This is a genomic window from Halomonas sp. OfavH-34-E, assembly GCF_024124525.1.
GTDB lineage: Bacteria > Pseudomonadota > Gammaproteobacteria > Pseudomonadales > Halomonadaceae > Halomonas > Halomonas litopenaei.
In genome coordinates this window covers 18,543-37,162 of sequence record NZ_JAMXRY010000018.1, presented here as the reverse complement: position 1 = coordinate 37,162, position 18,620 = coordinate 18,543, and the positions used below count along the sequence as shown (strand labels likewise).

At 65.7% G+C, this 18,620-nt stretch carries 14 protein-coding genes; 8 read left to right on the top strand and 6 right to left on the bottom strand.

Annotation, left to right across the window (positions count from 1 at the left end):
* Nucleotides 1-72 precede the first annotated feature (72 nt).
* A complete protein-coding gene (locus NH448_RS09810) occupies nt 73-528 on the bottom strand; it encodes a MerR family DNA-binding transcriptional regulator (protein ID WP_290442723.1) in 456 nt (151 codons plus the stop codon).
* 305 nt (nt 529-833) lie between these two features.
* On the opposite strand from NH448_RS09810, the gene NH448_RS09805 reads away from it, so the two are divergent.
* The 5 genes from NH448_RS09805 (at nt 834) to NH448_RS09785 (ending at nt 6,750) form a co-directional block, all read left to right on the top strand.
* Nucleotides 834-2,000 (top strand): acyl-CoA dehydrogenase family protein, encoded by a 1,167-nt coding sequence (locus NH448_RS09805; RefSeq protein WP_253028708.1) that lies wholly within the window; start codon nt 834-836, stop codon nt 1,998-2,000.
* A 49-nt stretch (nt 2,001-2,049) separates the two neighbouring features.
* Nucleotides 2,050-3,177 carry an enoyl-CoA hydratase/isomerase family protein gene (locus NH448_RS09800; RefSeq protein WP_253028707.1) on the top strand — a complete coding sequence of 376 codons (1,128 nt, stop codon included), beginning with the start codon at nt 2,050-2,052 and terminating at the stop codon, nt 3,175-3,177.
* A 59-nt stretch (nt 3,178-3,236) separates the two neighbouring features.
* Entirely contained in the window at nt 3,237-4,145 is a 909-nt protein-coding gene (gene mmsB, locus NH448_RS09795) for a 3-hydroxyisobutyrate dehydrogenase (RefSeq protein ID WP_222517235.1), read from the top strand.
* A 137-nt stretch (nt 4,146-4,282) separates the two neighbouring features.
* On the top strand, nt 4,283-5,464 hold the full coding sequence (locus tag NH448_RS09790; RefSeq protein WP_045994918.1) for an acyl-CoA dehydrogenase: 1,182 nt from the start codon (nt 4,283-4,285) through the stop codon (nt 5,462-5,464).
* Complete coding sequence (locus NH448_RS09785; RefSeq protein ID WP_349625479.1) at nt 5,461-6,750, top strand: CaiB/BaiF CoA-transferase family protein; 1,290 nt, start codon at nt 5,461-5,463, stop codon at nt 6,748-6,750. Before NH448_RS09790 ends, NH448_RS09785 begins: the two co-directional genes overlap by 4 nt.
* A 155-nt stretch (nt 6,751-6,905) precedes the next feature.
* On the opposite strand, the gene NH448_RS09780 is transcribed toward NH448_RS09785, so the two are convergent.
* From NH448_RS09780 to NH448_RS09760, 5 genes are all read right to left on the bottom strand, one after another.
* Entirely contained in the window at nt 6,906-8,015 is a 1,110-nt protein-coding gene (locus NH448_RS09780) for a DUF1513 domain-containing protein (RefSeq protein WP_253028706.1), read from the bottom strand.
* A gap of 4 nt (nt 8,016-8,019) precedes the next feature.
* Entirely contained in the window at nt 8,020-9,138 is a 1,119-nt protein-coding gene (locus NH448_RS09775) for an imelysin family protein (RefSeq protein ID WP_253028705.1), read from the bottom strand.
* On the bottom strand, nt 9,135-10,574 hold the full coding sequence (locus NH448_RS09770; protein WP_253028704.1) for a di-heme oxidoredictase family protein: 1,440 nt from the start codon (nt 10,572-10,574) through the stop codon (nt 9,135-9,137). The genes NH448_RS09775 and NH448_RS09770 overlap by 4 nt, the downstream gene beginning before the upstream one ends.
* Before the next feature lie 127 nt (nt 10,575-10,701).
* The gene (locus NH448_RS09765; RefSeq protein WP_045994920.1) at nt 10,702-11,982 is read right to left on the bottom strand and encodes an imelysin family protein; all 1,281 of its coding nucleotides are present in this window, start codon (nt 11,980-11,982) and stop codon (nt 10,702-10,704) included.
* Nucleotides 11,983-12,261: 279 nt separating this feature from the next.
* Entirely contained in the window at nt 12,262-13,095 is an 834-nt protein-coding gene (locus tag NH448_RS09760) for a pyruvate, water dikinase regulatory protein (protein WP_045994921.1), read from the bottom strand.
* Between the two features lie 417 nt (nt 13,096-13,512).
* Here NH448_RS09760 and ppsA point away from each other — a divergent pair, with 417 nt between their 5' ends.
* The 3 genes from ppsA (at nt 13,513) to ggt (ending at nt 18,590) form a co-directional block, all read left to right on the top strand.
* Nucleotides 13,513-15,885 carry a phosphoenolpyruvate synthase gene (gene ppsA / locus NH448_RS09755; RefSeq protein WP_045994922.1) on the top strand — a complete coding sequence of 791 codons (2,373 nt, stop codon included), beginning with the start codon at nt 13,513-13,515 and terminating at the stop codon, nt 15,883-15,885.
* Between the two features lie 172 nt (nt 15,886-16,057).
* A complete protein-coding gene (locus NH448_RS09750; protein ID WP_253028703.1) occupies nt 16,058-16,609 on the top strand; it encodes a hypothetical protein in 552 nt (183 codons plus the stop codon).
* A gap of 142 nt (nt 16,610-16,751) precedes the next feature.
* Nucleotides 16,752-18,590, top strand: a complete 1,839-nt coding sequence (ggt, locus tag NH448_RS09745) for a gamma-glutamyltransferase (protein WP_253028702.1) — start codon at nt 16,752-16,754, stop codon at nt 18,588-18,590.
* The last annotated feature ends 30 nt before the right edge of the window (nt 18,591-18,620 follow it).

Here is an 18,620-nt window from a genome sequence, read left to right as displayed (position 1 = left end):
TTCGGGGCAGAGCATTGGCAGTCAGGGTGTCGCAGCAGGCGAGGGACCAGAGCCAGTCGTGGAGGACGGGACCTAGTCCTTCTCGCCGAGCTGTCCCAGGGCGTCCCGGGCTCGCCGGTCGACATCGTCCATCTCGAGGCGCATCAGGCGGATATCCTCGAGCTGACGGTCTAGCTCGGCACGCTTCTCGGCGATGATCTCGAGTAGACGCTTGAGCTGGCGGGCGTTTCCGTCCGGCATGGCGTCGTACATCATCACCACCTCGCGTATCTCGGCCAGCGAGAACCCGAGCCGCTTGCCTCTGAGCGTCAGTTTCAGGCGCACCCGATCCTTCTCGCGATAGATGCGCTTCTGACCCTGACGTCGGGGCGCCAACAGCCCCTCCTGCTCATAGAAGCGGATAGTCCGAGGCGTCACCTCGAACATCTTGGCCAGCTCTCCGATACTGTAGGTGCGGGAGATCGCGGTGGGCTGGCGAGCTTCGCTGGAGGAGCCTGAGGCGCGGTTGGCGCTGGCGGTTTTGCTCATGATGCTCTGTCCTGTTGGGAGGACCCGACGCGGCGGGGTCCTTGGAAAAGACACTAGTCAAAGTTTACGTTAACGTAAAGTGGATGTAGCGAAATTGACCCTCGCCCGGGCAAGGCGCCCCGGTGTCCAGGGCCGCAGCGCCGTGTACGACTATGGGTTGATAGGTCGAAAACCGAGCAAGTGCTAGGTTGGGTCCCATTGCATGGCGGGGAAGCCGCCCGGCCGGCTGAATGGCCAGCCGAACGGTTCGCTGTCCGACTCGCTGTCTGGCTCGCCATCGACGTCTTGAACATGAGGATGCCACCATGGACTTTTCCCTTACCGACGATCAGAAGGCCCTGGTCGACGCCGCCGCCGACTTTGCCCGAGTCGAACTCAAGGATCACGCCGCCGAGTGGGACGCCACGTCGCACTTTCCGCTGGACGTCATCCGGCGCGCCGGCGAAGCGGGCTTTCTGGGGATCTATACCCCGGAAGAACACGGCGGTCTGGGGCTCTCGCGGCTGGATGCGTCGCTGATCTTTGAGCAGCTGTCGCAGGGCTGTATCGCCACCACCGCCTACCTGACCATCCACAACATGGTCACCTGGATGATTGCCAACTGGGCCACCGACGGCGTCCGTGATCGCTACGTCGAGGCCATGGTCAGTGGTGAGTGGCTCGGTTCCTATTGCCTGACCGAACCCGGTGCCGGTTCGGATGCCGCCAATCTGCGTACCAAGGCCGTGCGAGACGGTGATAATTATGTCATCGATGGGGCCAAGATGTTTATCTCCGGTGCCGGTTCCACCGAGGTGCTGGTGGTGATGGCGCGCACCGGTGAGCCGGACAGCGGCGCCCGTGGCGTCTCGGCCTTTTTGGTACCGGCGGACGCCGAGGGCGTCAGCTATGGCAAGAACGAGGACAAGATGGGCTGGAAGAGCCAGCCGACTCGACTGGTCAGCTTCGATGGTGTGCGGGTGGCCGCCGACCATCGTCTGGGTGAAGAGGGCGAGGGTTTCCGGTTTGCCATGAAGGGGCTGGACGGTGGCCGTCTCAATATCGCCAGCTGTTCGCTGGGGGCGGCCCAGCATGCGCTGACCCTGGCGCGCGACTACCTCGGCGAGCGCAAGCAGTTCGGTCGCGAGCTGTCGTCCTTTCAGGCGCTGCAGTTCCGTCTCGCCGACATGGCCACGGAATTGATGGCGGCCCGTCTGATGGTGCGCCAGGCCGCCTGGCGGCTGGACCAGGGCGATCCCGAGGCGACCGCCCACTGCGCCATGGCCAAGCGCTTTGCCACGGACATCGGCTTCAAGGTCTGCAACGAGGCACTGCAACTCCACGGGGGCTACGGTTACATTCGTGAGTACCCGCTGGAGCGCCTGGTCCGCGATACCCGGGTGCACCAGATTCTCGAGGGGACCAACGAGATCATGCGCCTGATCGTCGGTCGTCGCCTGCTCGCCGACGGCGTGGTCGAATCGCTGCAGTGACGTCGGATTGAACAGACAGCGCATGGAAAAGAGTGCAAGGAGCCAAACAATGAGTCACGACCTGGTCAGATTCGAACGCCGCCCGGCGGCCGGCGGCGGTTGCATCGGTATCGCCACCCTGAACGCGCCCAAGGCCTTGAACGCCTTGTCGCTCGAGATGATCGAGCTGCTCGACGAAAGACTCGAGGAGTGGGCCCAGGACCCCGATGTTCACGCGGTATGGCTTGACGGTGAGGGGGACAAGGCCTTCTGCGCCGGTGGCGATGTGGTGGCGCTGGTGCGAGAGCTCAAGCGCGAGCAGGAGGCCGGGCGCGGTGTCGGCAGCTATGCCAGCCACTACTTTTCCGCCGAGTATCGCCTCGACTATCGACTGCATACCTATCCCAAGCCGTTGCTGGTATGGGCGGACGGCATCGTCATGGGCGGTGGGCTCGGCCTGACCGCCGGTGGTCGGCATCGTCTGGTGACCGAGACCACTCGGATCGCCATGCCGGAGATCACCATCGGTCTGTATCCGGATATCGGGGCCAGCTGGTTTCTCAACAAGATGCCGCCGGGGGTCGGGCTCTACCTGGGTCTTACCGGCGCCAGCATCAACGCCAGGGACGCCCTTGACCTGGGCATGGCGGATCGTTTCGTGCCGCGCGAGCGGCGCGACGAGCTGCTCGCGCGACTCTGCGACTGCCACTTCGCCCCTGGCCACGTGGATGACGCCGAGGCGCTGGTGTGCGACGTACTCGGTGAATTCGAGGCGCCGGAGAAGGCCCCCGGGGCGCAGGTCTGGCCCCATCTGGATCACATCACCTCGCTGACCCTCAAGGGCCGCGTGGAGGACGCCGTGGCTGCCATCCTGGGCGATGATCGCGACGATGACTGGCTTTCGGCCAATCGCGCACGACTCGAGAAGGGCTGTCCACTGACCGCGCAACTGGCCTGGCGGATGCTCGAGCGACATCGCCACTCCTCGCTGGCCGACGCCTTCCGCGACGAGCTGGTGGTGTCGATCCAGTGCAACGTGCTGGGCGACTTCGCCGAGGGAGTGCGCGCGCTGTTGATCGACAAGGACAAGTCACCGCAGTGGCGGCATCGAGACGTCGCAAGCGTAGGCAGCGCCGATCTGGCGGCGATGTTCGGTGCCCCCTGGGGTAACGGTCCCGGGCCACTGGACGACCTTTGATCGCCGCTTGACGTGACAGCACAACAATCACAATTCGTTAGATAGCCAGGAGACATCTTATGCAAATCGCCTTTATCGGCCTTGGCAACATGGGCGCGCCGATGGCCGCCAATCTGGTCGGCGCGGGCCACCAGGTGCGGGTCTTCGACCTGGTCGAGTCGGCCATGGCGACGCTTGAAGAGCAGGGCGCGAGTCGGGCGAGTTCCGCCCTGGAGGCCGCCGAAGGCGCCGAGGTGGTGGTCTCGATGCTGCCGGCGGGGGCGCACGTCAAGGCGCTGTACCTCGGCCGTGACGGTGCCGAGGGACTGCTTGACCAGCTCTCGTCGCGGCCCTTGCTGCTCGATGCCTCCACCATTTCGCCGGACGATGCCCGGCTGGTGGCGGGCGAGGCCGCCAATCGCGGCCTGGCCTACCTCGATGCGCCGGTGTCCGGCGGCATCGGGGGCGCCAAGGCCGGCACCCTGACCTTTATCGTCGGTGGCGACGCCGACGCCTACGAGCAGGCCCGTCCGGTGCTCGAGGCCATGGGCAAGAACCTGTTCCACGCAGGCCCCAGTGGCAGCGGCCAGGTGGCCAAGATCTGCAACAACATGCTGCTTGGCATCCTGATGAGCGGTACCGCCGAGGCGCTGTCTCTGGGTGTCAAGAACGGCATGGATCCGGCCGTGCTGTCGGAGATCATGAAGCAGAGCAGCGGCGGCAACTGGGCATTGAACGTCTACAACCCCTGGCCCGGGGTGATGGAGGGTTCCGCCGCCTCACGTGACTATCAGGGCGGCTTCTTGACCGACCTGATGGCCAAGGACCTGGGGCTTGCCTGGGAGCTGGCGCTTGAGTCCCGCGCCAGCGTGCCGATGGGTTCCCAGGCGCGCAACCTGTTCGCGCTGCACAGCGCCCAGGGTAACGGCGGTCTGGATTTTTCCAGCATCCAGTCGCTGTACCGGGCCGGCGAGTCGTCCGGCCAATAGCCGGGCTGACGACGTTCGGGCCTCGTCGTTCGACGTCGAGGCCCGTGATTCGTCATCGCTCGACCAAGGTGGGGGTTGGCAAGACCGACCATTAGGTCTACATTTGGTGAAAATGTAGAAATTCTGGAGCCCCCGCCATGACCAGCATCACCCCCGTTACCTGGGAAGATCCCTTCCGCCTCGTCGATCAACTCGACGAGGAAGAGCGTATGGTCCAGCAGACCGCCCACGACTACTGCCAGGAAAAGCTGCTTCCCCGGGTGCTCGAGGCCAACCGTCACGAGCGCTTCGATCGCGAGATCATGAACGAGATGGGGGAGCTTGGACTGCTCGGCGCCACCATCGATGGCTACGGCTGCGCCGGCATGAACTACGTCAGCTACGGCCTGATCGCCCGTGAGGTCGAGCGGGTCGATTCCGGCTATCGCAGCGCCATGAGCGTGCAGTCGAGCCTGGTCATGTACCCGATCCACGCCTTCGGCAGCGACGCTCAGCGCGATCGCTACCTGCCGAAGCTTGCCAGCGGTGAGTGGGTGGGCTGCTTCGGCCTGACCGAGCCGGACCATGGCTCCGATCCCGGCAGCATGTCGACTCGGGCCTATCGCACCGACTCCGGCTGGCGCCTGAACGGCACCAAGACCTGGATCACCAACTCGCCGATCGCCGACGTCTTCGTGGTCTGGGCACGGGACGAGGAGGGGGTGGTCCGCGGCTTCGTGCTCGAGAAGGGCATGCCTGGTCTCAGCGCGCCCAAGATCGAGGGCAAGTTCAGCCTGCGCGCCTCCATCACCGGCCAGATCGCGATCCAGGACGTCGAGGTCTCCGACGACCAGCGTCTGCCTGGCGTGCAGGGCCTGAAGGGGCCTTTCTCCTGTCTCAACCGCGCCCGTTACGGCATCAGCTGGGGTGCCATGGGCGCCGCCGAGGCCTGCTGGCACGCCGCACGTGACTACACCATGGAGCGCAAGCAGTTCGGCCGCCCGCTGGCCGCCAATCAGCTGATCCAGAAGAAGCTCGCCGACATGCAGACCGAGATCGCCCTGGGCCTGCAGGCGTCGCTGCGGGTGGGGCGGATGATCGACGACGGCCAACTGGTGCCCGAGGCGATTTCGCTGATCAAGCGCAATAACTGTGGCAAGGCGCTGGATATCGCCCGGGTCGCCCGGGACATGCACGGCGGCAACGGCATCAGCGACGAGTACCACGTCATCCGTCACGTCATGAACCTCGAGGCGGTCAACACCTACGAAGGCACCCACGATGTGCATGCCCTGATCCTCGGGCGTGCCCAGACCGGCCTGCAGGCCTTCACCGGGTGAGTGACACCGCCATGCACCAGGCAGACAGCTCAGCGGAGGCCGGCGCCGGCAATACGACAGGCGAGAGCACGCAAGCTGCCAGCGCCGCCAGGCCGCTCGAGGGGGTTACCGTGCTGGACATGTCGCGGGTGCTGGCCGGCCCCTGGTGCGGCCAGCTACTCGGCGACCTCGGCGCTCGGGTGATCAAGATCGAGCACCCCGGTCGTGGCGATGACACTCGCGGCTGGGGGCCGCCCTGGCATCAGGGCGAGCCGATCGACGGTGATGCGGTCGAACGCCAGGCCGCCTATTACCTCTGCGCCAATCGTGCCAAGCAGTCGTTGGCGGTGGACATCGCAAGCGCGGATGGCCAGCGGCTGATCAAGGCGTTGGCCAAGGGCGCCGACATCGTGCTCGAGAATTTCAAGGTCGGCGGGCTAGCTCGCTATGGCCTCGACGCTGCTTCGCTGCGAGAGATCAATCCGGCGCTGGTGGTGTGTTCCATCACCGGCTTTGGCCAGACCGGACCCTACGCCCACCGGGCCGGCTACGACTTCATGATTCAGGCCATGGGCGGCTTGATGAGTCTGACCGGCGACGCCGACGGCATGCCGATGAAGACCGGAGTGGCGATCACCGACGTGATGACGGGGCTTTACGCCACTGTCGGGGTGCTGGCGGCATTGCATCGCCGGCGCGAGACCGGTGAGGGCAGCCACGTGGACCTGGCGCTGCTCGACGTTCAGGTGGCGACCCTGGCCAACCAGGCGCTCAACACCCTGGTCAGCGGTGTGGCACCGCAGCGCTTCGGCAATGCTCATCCGAATATCGTGCCCTACCAGGCGTTCGCCTGCCGCGATGGTCATCTGGTGCTCACCGTGGGCAACGACGCCCAGTTCGCCCGCCTGGCTGAGCTGCTCGGGCACCCCGAATGGGCCGAAGGCGACTACGCCACCAACGAAGGACGGGTCGCCCATCGCCAGGATCTGGTGGCCTTGATCCAGGGCATTCTGAGCGGCGGCGAGCGCGATCACTGGCTCGCCGAATGCGAGGCCCAGGGGATACCGGCAGGGCCCATCCATACCTTGCCGGAAGTGTTCGCCGATCCTCAGGTGCGTCACCGTGGCATGGCCCGGGAAATCGACGGCGTGCCCCAGGTCGCCAACCCGCTGCGCTTCGATGGGGCCAGTGCCACCGCCGATTCCGCGCCACCACGCCTTGGTGAGCACAGCGACAGGGTGCTGACCGAGATGGGGTTGTCGGCGTCCGATATTGAGCGGCTGCGCAGGGAAGGCATCATCCGCTAAGCCCCCCCCAGCAGTACCCGAGTGCACACGGCCAGGCCCGAAGGGGCCTGGCCGTGTTGTTGGCGCGGTCGTCGATGCCAGGGGCGATGTCAGGATTGATGCCAGGGGCGATGTCTTGGTCGACGGCCCGATGGCCGATAACACGCGGGTGGTGATCAGGTCAGGTGGTTGTCCCAGCGCAGCGGCAAGGCGGCCAGTTGGTGATGGCGGCCGCCATCGTCGATGCGGTGGACCTCGCCACCGCCGGTGGTGACCAGATATCCCCCTGCGCCGTCGCAGCGAACGCCTGCCGCGTCCTCGATATCGAACTGTGCCAGCAGCTCGCCGCTGGTCCTGCCCAGCACCAGCACCTTGTTGCCTCGTGGGGCGGAAATCGCCGCGCTCGGGCGCACCTGGCTGGTCGCCACGCTGGCGGTGTACTGGGCCAGACGCCCTTGCAGGGGCGAAGGCAGCACCTGCTCGCTGAAGCTGCCGTCCGGTGCGCGCCTGGCGATCAGCGGGTGGTCGGTCTCCCACTCGGGGCCCTGGAACTGGTAGCCGGCGACGACGGTGCCGTCGGGGGCGATGTCCAGATGGCGACAGCTCAGCTGGTGGTGGGATGGCCGATGGCGTTCGAGGATCTCGCCGCTATGGCGATCGAGCAGCAGCAGGGCGGGGTCCATGTCCGAGAGGTTGAGCTTGGCCCGTCCGCTGTCGGGCTGGGTGCGGATACCGCCCAGCGCCACCACCAGGGTCTCGCCATCGGGCATCAGGCCGAGCTCGTGGGGACCGATGCCGTCGAGAAGGTGGTCGCCCACATGCCGGTAGCCTTGCTCGGCGTCGTGCACCTGAACCAGCCCCATGGCGTCGTCGATGCGATTGGCGGTGACGTAGAGCCAGCGACCGCTCGGGTCGAACACGCCGTGGCCGTAGAAGTGCCGGCCCTGTCCCGCGCTGATCTCGAGTGTCGATGCCTGGCGCCTGGCGTCGAGCACATGGAAGCGTTGGCCTGGCCGTCGAGCGAACAGTACCACCTCGTCGCGGCCCGGTCTGAGGCAGCCGCCGTGGCAGCGCTCCGGGCTCGGCAGCAGAAAGTGACCCGCGCCGTCGCGGCGCAGCCCTGCCAGGTGGTGTCCACCGTCGCTGTCGTCCACCGCGCTGAAGTACCACTGCCGGCGGCCATCATCGTCCAGTGCCCACAGACTGGCCGGCAGGCCGGTGGCGGCGAGTCCCAGCAGCGACGCCTTGAGCAGGCGCCGCCGGGACAGAGAAGGAAGTGACGCCACCGGGTCAGTCTCCGTCGCTGGAATTGAAGCCCTTGACCACCCCCAGGGCGGGGGCGATCTGATCATCGAGCAGCGCCCGCAGCTGGGCCACCTCCAGGTAGAGGGTCGCCAGTTCTTGTTGTGCTGCCGGGGAGCTGGCATCGCCATCTGAATGTTCGTCCAACGCATCGACGATACCGGTATCGATCGCCTCGGCCTGATCGAGCGTGTCCTCCAGCTGGCGAGCAAAGGCGTCGCCCAGCTCGGCATGGCCGGCCTGATCCAGCCAGGTCGCAAGGCCCGGCTGGAAGTACTGCTGCAGGCCCGCCAGGCTGGCGGCCGCCAGGGCCACCGACTGGCCACTGCGCCAGGCCTCTGCGCGATAGGCATTGGGCGCGGCGCCCATCAAGCCGAGCGGCTCGCCGAGGCGCTTGTCCTCCAGAATCTCGAGAGACTGCATCGCACCGTGCAGGGTCGCCTCGTTGTAGCTGTCGGTGGCCAGGTAGTGCGGCGCAAAGGCCTGCCAGTCGGCAACCACGGCGTCGCTGACGGCGACCAGGTGGCTGCCGATGGCCCCAGCCAGGGCGCAGGGCAGGGGGTCGCCCAGCGAGCGGCTGGCCATGACGTCGTCGTAGAGCAGTACTTCCAGCGCCGGGAAGCCCTGCTCGGCGACGCCGGCCTCGGCGATGTCGTCGGCGCCGACGGGGGCGTCCTGGCGTAGCCTGGCGCCGACGCGGGTACCCACAAGATTCTTGGCGTCGGGCCAGAACTGGAGCTGCCAGGCACGGCTGTCCACCTCGATCGGCCCGAAGTCGACAAAGCGCACCACTTGCCAGGCCTGGTAGGCCGCAAGCCACTCACTGCGCAGCGCCGGGCGGTCGACCCCGGCCTCGCCGCAGCTCGCCTTCAGGCGTTCGGCCAGTGCCTGAGTCCGGCTCGCCAGTTGCCGATAGCCAAGCCCGATATCGTGATGCCAGACGCTGCGCGGGGTGCTTTCGTTCTCTGCATCGTGCGCGGTGTCAGCGCTGGCGTCAGAGGACCCCTGGGCCAGGGCCGTCCCGGGCCCGCCCAGCGTCAAGCCGGCGGTCGCCAGCAGCAGGGCGGCTGCCAGGGCGCTACCCGAGTGTCGTGGAAAAGTCGTCATAGGGAGTTCAGGAAGTCCAGTAGTTGTTGGCGCTCGTGGGCCTCAAGCGCCTTGTAGGCATTTCGTGAAGATTCGGCTTCACCGGCGTGCCACAGGATCGCCTCTTCCAAGGTGCGAGCCCGTCCGTCGTGCAGGAAGCCAGCCTGGGGATTGACGCTCTGGGCCAGGCCTAGCCCCCACAGTGGCGGGGTGCGCCACTCATTGCCGTCGGCCTGGTACTCGGGGCGACCGTCGGCGAGGCCTTCGCCCATGTCGTGCAGCAGCATGTCGGTGTAGGCCCACAGGGTCTGTCCGGCCAATTCGGCGCGCTCGGTGTCTTCCGGCGTGGTCAGCGACGGGCGATGACAGCTGGCGCAACCCAGGGTGTTGAAGTGACGGGCGCCGGCCTGGACGTCTGGCGAATCCATGTCGCGCCGCTCGGGTACGGCCAGGCTCGAGGCGTAGAAGGTGATGAAGTCGGCGACCTCGTCACTGACTTCGGGATCGCCGCCATCGGGGAAGTTCTCGCAGCCCTGGCCCGGCATACAGTCGGTGCTCGCGGCCAGGCGCGAGGTCAGGCCCATGTCACCGGCAAAGGCGTGCAGGCTCTGCTGCTCCACCGTGGGCTCACCGGCCTTCCAGCCGAACCGTCCCAGCACGGTGGTCTGCTGGCGCACGTCCCACACTCGGTTTGGCCGGCCCGAGATGCCATCGCCGTCGGCGTCCTGCTCATCCGCCCAGGCCAGGATCTGCGCCTCGTCGACCACCTCGAGCAGGCCCAGGCCGATCATCGGCGGGGCGACCCGGGGGGACGTCAGCAGATTCTCGGGCAGCTCCCCGTAAGCGGGGTTCTCGATGGAATAGACGGGCGCCGCGAGCACCACGTGGTGTCCGTCGTCGAAGCTGATCTCGCGATCCTCGAGGGTGCGTACCATGTCGGCTTCCGGCGTGGCGCCGGGAATCGCCGCAGTCTGAAGCTGGCGCCCGTAGTGGGGCACCGGAACGGCGCCGGTGCGCCTTACGATGTCATGATCCTCGTCGCTTTCAGCGGGCAGCGACAGGCGCAGGAACAGGGACACCGGCGCCTCGCCAGGGGCCGGAGGGTGACCGCGGCCGTCCTTGATATGGCAGCCCTGGCAGCTGTTGGTGTTGATCAGCGGTCCGAGGCCGTCACGGGCATCGGTGCTGGCCGGTGCCACCACCCAGGGGTTGCGAAAAAAGCTGTTGCCGACGCTGAAGTCCAGGCGCTTGGTCATGCTCATGTTGCCAAGGGGCAGCGAGTAGGCGTTGTGGTCGAACTGGCTGACCGAGCCTTCGCCACCCGAGCGTGGGTCGTTCTGGATGGGCGGACTGTCGTTTGCGCTGACTGGCGCGTCGTTTGCGCTGACCGGCGCGCCGATGACGAGGGCCGCCAGCAACGCTGACAGGGCAGGGGGGAGCGACGGAAATTGACGCATCAGGCGTTTCCTTGAAACAGGTGAGCCGCACGCGGGCGGTGCGGCTTCTTGGGGCGAATGACTCTCATTGCATCATCCGCCAAGGCGTTATCACCTGATCTGGATCAAGCGGGGTCCAGTGACGGGGTCAGAAAGTATGACCGGCGTCGTCGGGCTGCAGCGAGGTGACGCCCAGTTCGCCTGCGGCCTGCTCGATGGAGCCGGTCTGGGTGACCAGCGCCAGGATGGCATCGTTGACGATGGCGGCGCCCTGGTCATTGCTCGGTGCGATCATCATGTCGAAGGTCATCGGCGAGTCGCTGCGCTCGGCGGTCTCCTTGAGGGTGCCGAGCGCGTCCATGGAGGCCTCGATCTGCTGCTCCAGGGTCTGGGCCAGCTCGCTGTCGCGCTGGGCCAGCAGGGCTTCCACGCCCGGTCCTTCCAGGGTGGTGCCGTCGATGCGCTGGTAGCTGCCGGTGTAGACGTTCTGGATGCCCTGACCGTTGTAGTAGTGCGAGTTATGAGTGTTGTCGCTGAAGCAGTCGTGCTCGTCCTCGTAGGAGTTGGCCTCCAGCGCGACCTTCATGCGCTCACCGGCGAGCTCCCCCAGTGACAGTGAGCCCATGCCGAAGAGGATGCGGCGCAGGCCTTCTTCAGCCGGTTGCGCGGTCAGTTCGCTGCGGTAGTTGTCGCCGTCTACCGGCGCCCACTGGGCGACCATCCATTCCAGGTCGTTGATCAATAGCTGACTGGCTGCCTTCAGATAGGCCCGACGGCGGTCGCAGTGGCCGTTGCTGCAGTCTTCGCCCTGGGCGAAGTCGCTGGCGGGGCGCTCGCCGGCGCCGGCCTCGTAGCCGTGCTGATCCTGGCCCCACAGCAGAAACTCGATGGCGTGGTAGCCGGTGGCCACGTTGGCCTCGGAGCCGCCGATCTCGTTGAGCTCGGCCAGCAGCTCCGGGCTCAGGGTACTGACGTCGATCTCTTCGCCGCCGACGTTGATGCGCTCGGAGGCAATGATGTTGGCGGTAGCGCCGGCGTTGCCCAGCTCGTGCTGGTAGCCGTCCTGAGCGACGTAGTCGATCATGCCTTCGTCCAGCGGCCAGGCGTTGAGCTGGCCTTCCCAGTCGTCGACGATGGCGTTGCCGAAGCGGAAGACTTCACTCTGCTGGTAGGGCACCCGCGCCTCGCGCCAGGCCTTCTTGGCCGCGGCCAGGGTCTCGGGGGTCGGCGCGGCCAGCAGGCTGTCGATGGCCTCGTCCAGCGCCTTGGCCGTCTTCAGTGCGTCGCTATAGGTGGTGTGGGCGAGATCGGTGTAGTGGCTCACCACCGCCTTGGCGGTAACGTCTTCGGCGGCGACGTGGCTAGACACGACAAGGGCACTGGCGGCAATGGCAAGCGCCAGGGGACGGCGGACGAGACGGGAGATCATGGGGCGTTACCTTTTCTCAGGGCGGTTATTCTTGCGCGGCGACGACAGGTAAGGGATGGCTGCGCCGGGGAGTCCACTACGGAAAGAAATAGTAACGAGATTGACTATCATTGCAAGTCGCTGGGTGCGCTGGAACGGTCCGGAGCCTGGTGACTCAGCCCTATGCCCAAGCCCACGGACCCTGCGCTGTGATGCAGCCGAGCAGGGGGCAGCGAGCCGACAGGGAGATGGCGGAAAGGAGGCACCTTCCCGCCATGGACCGGCGGACGCAGGCGGGTGTCAGCGCGGTGAGAAGCGGCGGTTGATGCCGGTCTCGGCGATCATGCGGGTGGAGATTTCCTCCACCGAGAAGCGGGTGGCATCGATAAAGGGGATATGCAGCTGGCGGAACATGGATTCGGCCTGGGCGACCTCCTGCATGCACTGGTCCATGCTGCTGTAGCGGCTGTTGGGGCGACGTTCGTGGCGGATGGCGGCAAGCCTGCGCGGGTCGATGGTCAGGCCGAACAGCTTGTGGCGCTGCTTGGCCAGTACCGGCGGCAGCTTCAGGGTGCCGCTGTCGTCCTGGTCGTCTTCGGTCAGCGGATAGTTGGCCGCGCGCACCCCGAACTGCAGCGCCAGGTACAGCGAGGTCGGCGTCTTGCCGCAGCGTGACACCCCGACCAGGATGACATCCGCCTGGTCGTACTGGTGGGTACGGGCGCCGTCGTCGTTGTCGAGGGCGAAGTGTACCGAGTGGATGCGGTCCATATAGACATCGTCGCTGGAGATGGCGTGGGTACGCCCGACGCTGTAGGAGGAGTGGGTGTCCAGCTCGCGCTCCAGCGGCTCGAGGAAGGTGGAGAATATGTCGACCTTGAAGCCCGGTGCCTGGCGAATCACCGCGCGGATCTTCTCGTCGACGATGGTGTCGATGATGATCGGCTGCACGCCGTCGCGCACGGCGGTGGCCTCGATGATGCTGACCAGCGAGCGCGCCTTCTCGATGGTGTCGATGTAGGGCTTGGTCAGCTTGCGGATGTCGACGTTCTCGAACTGGGCCAGCAGGCTGCGGCCCAGGCTCTCGGCGGTGATGCCGGTGCCGTCGGAAATGAAGAAGGCGGTTCGGGTCATGACGATTCCCTTGAAGACAGTGATGGCATTGTCCGTTTACCGCTGCGGTGAGACAAGTTGTCGCTGTTCCAAAGTAAACCTAAGGCGGCACAGGCGTGCCCGACTACAAGATAGGCTGGCTTTCGATCAGCCTCTGAAAAAAGTCCTGGCGGCGGGGCCGAGCCAAGCATTCGCGCGCCTTTCAGATACTTTGACGCCAGCATCCGACGTCATGATTTGCACGCCCTGGCGGAGACCTCGATAGCGGCGTCAGGGCGCTGACTACAGGAATCGTCGATTTCCCCCGGGTGTTGTAAAAATCCTCCAGTGACTTCGCTCTTAGACCAATGGCGAATATGGCGAGGCGCTGATAGAGTCGCCAGCATCCAGTCATGACGGCGCGTCACGGACGAGGTCGTCGACATCCAAGGGGGTCACGTGGACAAGTACATTCTGTGGTTTGATCAGCTGGGCATGAACGACGTCGAGCGAGTCGGGGGCAAGAATGCTTCCCTGGGCGAGATGATTTCCAACCTGTCCGGCGCCGGCGTCACGGTGCCTGGCGGTTTCGCCACCACCGCCGAGGCCTATCGCGAGTTCCTCTCCCACGAGGGGCTCAACGATCGAATCAACCAGGAGCTTGCGCGTCTCGACGTCGATGACGTCAATGCCCTTGCCGAGGCCGGCAGCAAGATTCGCCAGTGGGTCATCGATACCCCGCTGCCGCCGGCCTTCGAGGCCGCCCTGCGTGAAGCCTACGAGCTGATGCTCGGCAAGCATCCCAACCTCAAGGTGGCGGTGCGCAGCTCCGCTACCGCCGAGGATCTTCCCGACGCGTCCTTCGCCGGCCAGCAGGAAACCTTCCTCAATATCGAAGGTTACGACAACATCAAGCGGGCGGTGCACGAGGTGTTCGCCTCCTTGTTCAACGACCGCGCGATTTCCTACCGGGTGCACCGTGGCTATGCCCACGAGAACGTGGCGCTGTCCGCCGGCGTGCAGAAGATGGTGCGCTCCGAGACCGGGGCCAGCGGCGTGATGTTCACCCTGGACACCGAGTCCGGCTTCCGTGATGCGGTGTTCGTGACCTCGTCGTGGGGCCTCGGCGAGACCGTGGTGCAGGGCGCGGTGAACCCTGACGAGTTCTACGTCCACAAGACCACCCTGGCGGCAGGCCGCCCGGCGGTGCTGCGGCGTAACCTCGGCTCCAAGCTGATCAAGATGGTCTACACCGGTGATGCCAGCGCCGGCAAGTCGGTGGAGACCGTGGATGTGCCGCTGTCCGATCGTGGCCGTTTCAGCATCAACGACGAACAGGTGATGGCGCTGGCGCGTCAGGCGATGACCATCGAAGAGCACTACGGCCGTCCCATGGACATCGAGTGGGCACTGGACGGTGACGATCAAAAGCTCTACATCGTTCAGGCGCGTCCCGAGACCGTGGTGTCCCAGCAGGAGGGCGGCTCGCTTGAGCGCTTCCAGCTCAAGGAGAAGGGGCGCACCCTGGTCACCGGTCGCGCCATCGGTCAGCGCATCGGTCGCGGTGCGGTCAAGGTCATCCTCAGCCCGGACGAGATGGACAAGGTCAACGCCGGGGACGTGCTGGTCACCGACATGACCGACCCGGACTGGGAACCGATCATGAAGCGCGCTTCTGCCATCGTCACCAACCGTGGCGGGCGCACCTGTCACGCGGCGATCATCGCCCGCGAACTGGGTATCCCGGCGGTGGTGGGCTGTGGTGACGCCACCGACGTGCTGCGCGATGGCCGTGAAGTCACCGTGTCCTGCGCCGAGGGCGATGCCGGCCACGTCTACGATGGTCTGCTGGAGTTCGACCGCAACGTCACCAGCGTCGATGCCATGCCGGACATCCCGTTCAAGATCATGATGAACGTGGGCAACCCGGATCGCGCCTTCAGCTTCTCCACCCTGCCCAACGCCGGTGTCGGCCTGGCGCGTCTGGAGTTCATCATCAACCGCATGATCGGCGTTCACCCCAAGGCGCTGCTGGAATACGACACCCTGCCCAGCGAACTGCAGCAGACCATCGATCTGCGTATCGCCGGCTACGACGATCCGGTCAGCTTCTACGTCGACAAGCTGGTGGAGGGTATCTCGACCCTGGCGGCGGCCTTCTATCCGGAGCGGGTCATCGTGCGCATGTCGGACTTCAAGTCCAACGAGTACGAGAACCTGATCGGCGGCAAGCTCTACGAGCCCGGTGAAGAGAACCCGATGCTCGGTTTCCGCGGCGCCTCGCGCTACATCTCCGAGAACTTCCGGCCGTGCTTCGAGCTTGAGTGTCGGGCGATGAAGCGGGTGCGCGACGAGATGGGCCTCGACAACGTCGAGCTGATGATTCCCTTCGTGCGTACCACCGAAGAAGCCAGTGAAGTGGTCGACCTGCTGGCGGCCAATGGCCTCAAGCGCGGCGATAACGGGCTCAAGGTCATCATGATGTGCGAGCTGCCGGCCAACGCCCTGCTGGCCGATGAGTTCCTCGAGTACTTCGATGGTTTCTCCATTGGCTCCAACGATCTGACCCAGTTGACCCTCGGTCTCGATCGCGATTCCGGTATCGTTGCGCACCTGTTCGATGAGCGGAACCCGGCGGTCAAGAAGCTGCTGGCCATGGCGATCCAGGCCTGCAAGGCCAAGGGCAAGTACGTGGGGATCTGCGGCCAGGGGCCGTCTGACCATCCGGAACTGGCCAAGTGGCTGATGGAGCAGGGCATCGATTCGGTGTCACTGAACCCGGACGCGGTGCTGGAGACCTGGTTCATGCTGGCCGGCGAGACCATCGGCTGAGCATCACCATGCTGTGAGACGGCGACGCGATCGCCCGCCTGTCGACGCCGCGGACCTTCCGCGGCGTCGTTGCGTTGTGCGGGTGTGCGAAACTCGCTCAATCGCCTCGAGGGGCTCCCCAAGTGCCCGCTAACTTGGCACCATGGGAAGCTTTTCTTTTCAGGATCTTGTGATGGCGTATCTGTTGGTCATGGGCAGCGTGCTGCTGTCCATCGGGGTGTGCCTGGGCTGGGCCTGCTGGTCGCTGGGGCGCTGGGCTCTCGGGCGGCTGCTGCCAGGGGGGCGTCAGTCATCGGGCACGGCAACACCAAAGGCGAAGCCAGGACCCAGGGCCCGCAGTCGCAGCGATGCCCCGACCAAGGCGTCGAGCAAGGCCGCGAACAAGGCCCAGGCCAAGTCAGAACCCAGGCAGGAACCCAGGGCCTCACGGGGCAAGGCTGCTTCGTCAAAGGCGGTCAAGAACAAGGAGCCTACGCCTCCCTGGGCATTGACTCGGGGCCTGTCACGCTTTGGCTCGGCGCTGCCGCTGGGCCTGCTGATGGCGTTGATATACGGTGTGGTACGCCTGGCCGAGAAGGGCATGGCGGCCAGAGCCGAAAGCACCCCTGAGGGCTATCACCAGTTGGTGTCGGTGCTCGGTGTGACCGCCGTGGCGCTGCTGGCGCTGGCACTGGTCTCGCGGTTCTGCCGCTGGCGGCTGGATCGCTACGAGCGCCGGCAATGAGTCAGCGCTGCTCGTCGGCGGTAAAGGATGCCGGTGAAACGCGCACATCACAGCGAGCCTGCGTGCCGTCTCGACGCTCAAGGCCTATGCTGAATCAAGCAATCAAGACTCTCCCGTATTACTCATCACAAAAGGAGCGGTGATGACATCGCGTACTTCGCCACGGTTGGCGCGTCTGGCGTCTTCCATCGTTTGCGGCAATCTGCTGCTGGCCGGCCTGCTGACGACACCGGCCTTTGCCCAGGAGGGGTTTGAATACGCTCGTCCGGACATCTCGCCGGAATCGAGTTCCGGCTACCAGGAGAAGCCCGGCTGGTCGACCTCGTCCTTTGCGGTGGCGGCGGCGAACCCTCTGGCCACCGACGCCGGCTATCAGGTGATCAAGGCCGGAGGCTCTGCCATCGATGCCGCCATCGCGGTGCAGATGGTGCTGACGCTGGTGGAACCCCAGTCCAGCGGCATCGGCGGTGGTTCCTTTCTGATGCTGTTCGACGGGGAAGAGGTTCACGCCTTCGATGGCCGTGAAAAGGCCCCATTGGGCGCCGACGAGTCCCTGTTTCTGAATGCCGACGGCGATCCGATCGACTTCATGACCGCGGTCGAGAGCGGGCGTTCGGTGGGGGTGCCCGGTACCTTGAGGATGCTGGAGCTGGCGCACGACGAATACGGCGAGCTGCCGTGGAAGTCACTGTTTGCGCCGGCCATCACCCTGGCCACGGAAGGTTTCGAGATCAGCCCGCGTCTGCATCAGAGCCTGGTGTCGACGCCAAGCCTTGCCGAGGACGAGATCGCCGGGGCCTACTTCTTCGATGACCAGGGCGAGCCGCTTGAGGTGGGAGCGACCCTGCGCAATCCCGCCCTGGCGGCGATTCTGACCAAGGTGGCCGAGGAGGGCAGCTCTGCATTGCACACCGGCGAGTTCGCCGAGGATCTGGTGTCCCGGGTGCGGAATCACCCGGAGCTGCCCGGTACCCTGAGTCTCGAGGACATGGCGGGTTACGCAGCACTCGAGCGTGAGCCGCTGTGTACCCCCTGGCGTGACTGGGAGGTCTGCGGTTTCCCGCCACCCTCGTCGGGACACCTGACCGTGATGCAGATACTCGGCATGATGGAGGCCTTGCCGGAGATCGAGACCGCCACCCACGAGGGTGTACCCACGGTGAATTGGCTGCATCCGTTTCTCGAGGCCTCGCGCCTGGCCTTTGCCGATCGCGGCCGCTATATCGGTGACAGCGATTTCGTCGAACCCCCCGGCGGTGACTGGAACACGCTGCTGGCACCGGACTATCTGGCCAAGCGCGCCGAGCTGATCAAGCAGCAGAGCATGGGTAGCGGCGAGGCGCGCCCCGGCAACCCCGGTTCGCTGGAGACCGCCTACGCCTCTCAGCCCCAGCAGCCCGAGCACGGCACCAGCCATATCAGCATCGTCGACCCCCGGGGCCAGGCGGTCGCCATGACCTCGAGCATCGAGCAGGCGTTTGGTTCGCGCATCATGGCCAACGGTGGCGGTGAGCTTGATGGCGGCTATCTGCTCAACAATGAGTTGACCGACTTTTCCTTTACCCCGACAGATGAGCAGGGCACACCGATCGCCAACCGGGTGCAGCCCGGCAAGCGGCCGCGTTCGAGCATGAGTCCGACGCTGGTGTTCGAGCGTGAGAGCGGCGAGCTGGTAGCGAGCCTCGGGTCTCCCGGAGGCGCGGCGATCATCCACTACACCGCCCAGACACTGGATGCCATGCTTACGCGTGGTGTGGACGCCCAGCAGGCGCTCGATCTGCCCCATGCGATCACCACCGGTGGCACCGTCTATCTGGAGCAGGGCCGCTTCCCCGAGGCCACGCTGCGCGATCTGCGGGGGCTTGGCCACGAGGTCGAGACCCGCGAGTTGACCAGCGGTCTGCAGGCGCTGAAGGTCACCGAAGACGGCTTCTATGGGGGTGCCGACCCCCGCCGTGAAGGCGTGGTCATGGGCGACTGAGGCGCGCCATTCGCTCCACGGACTGATGTT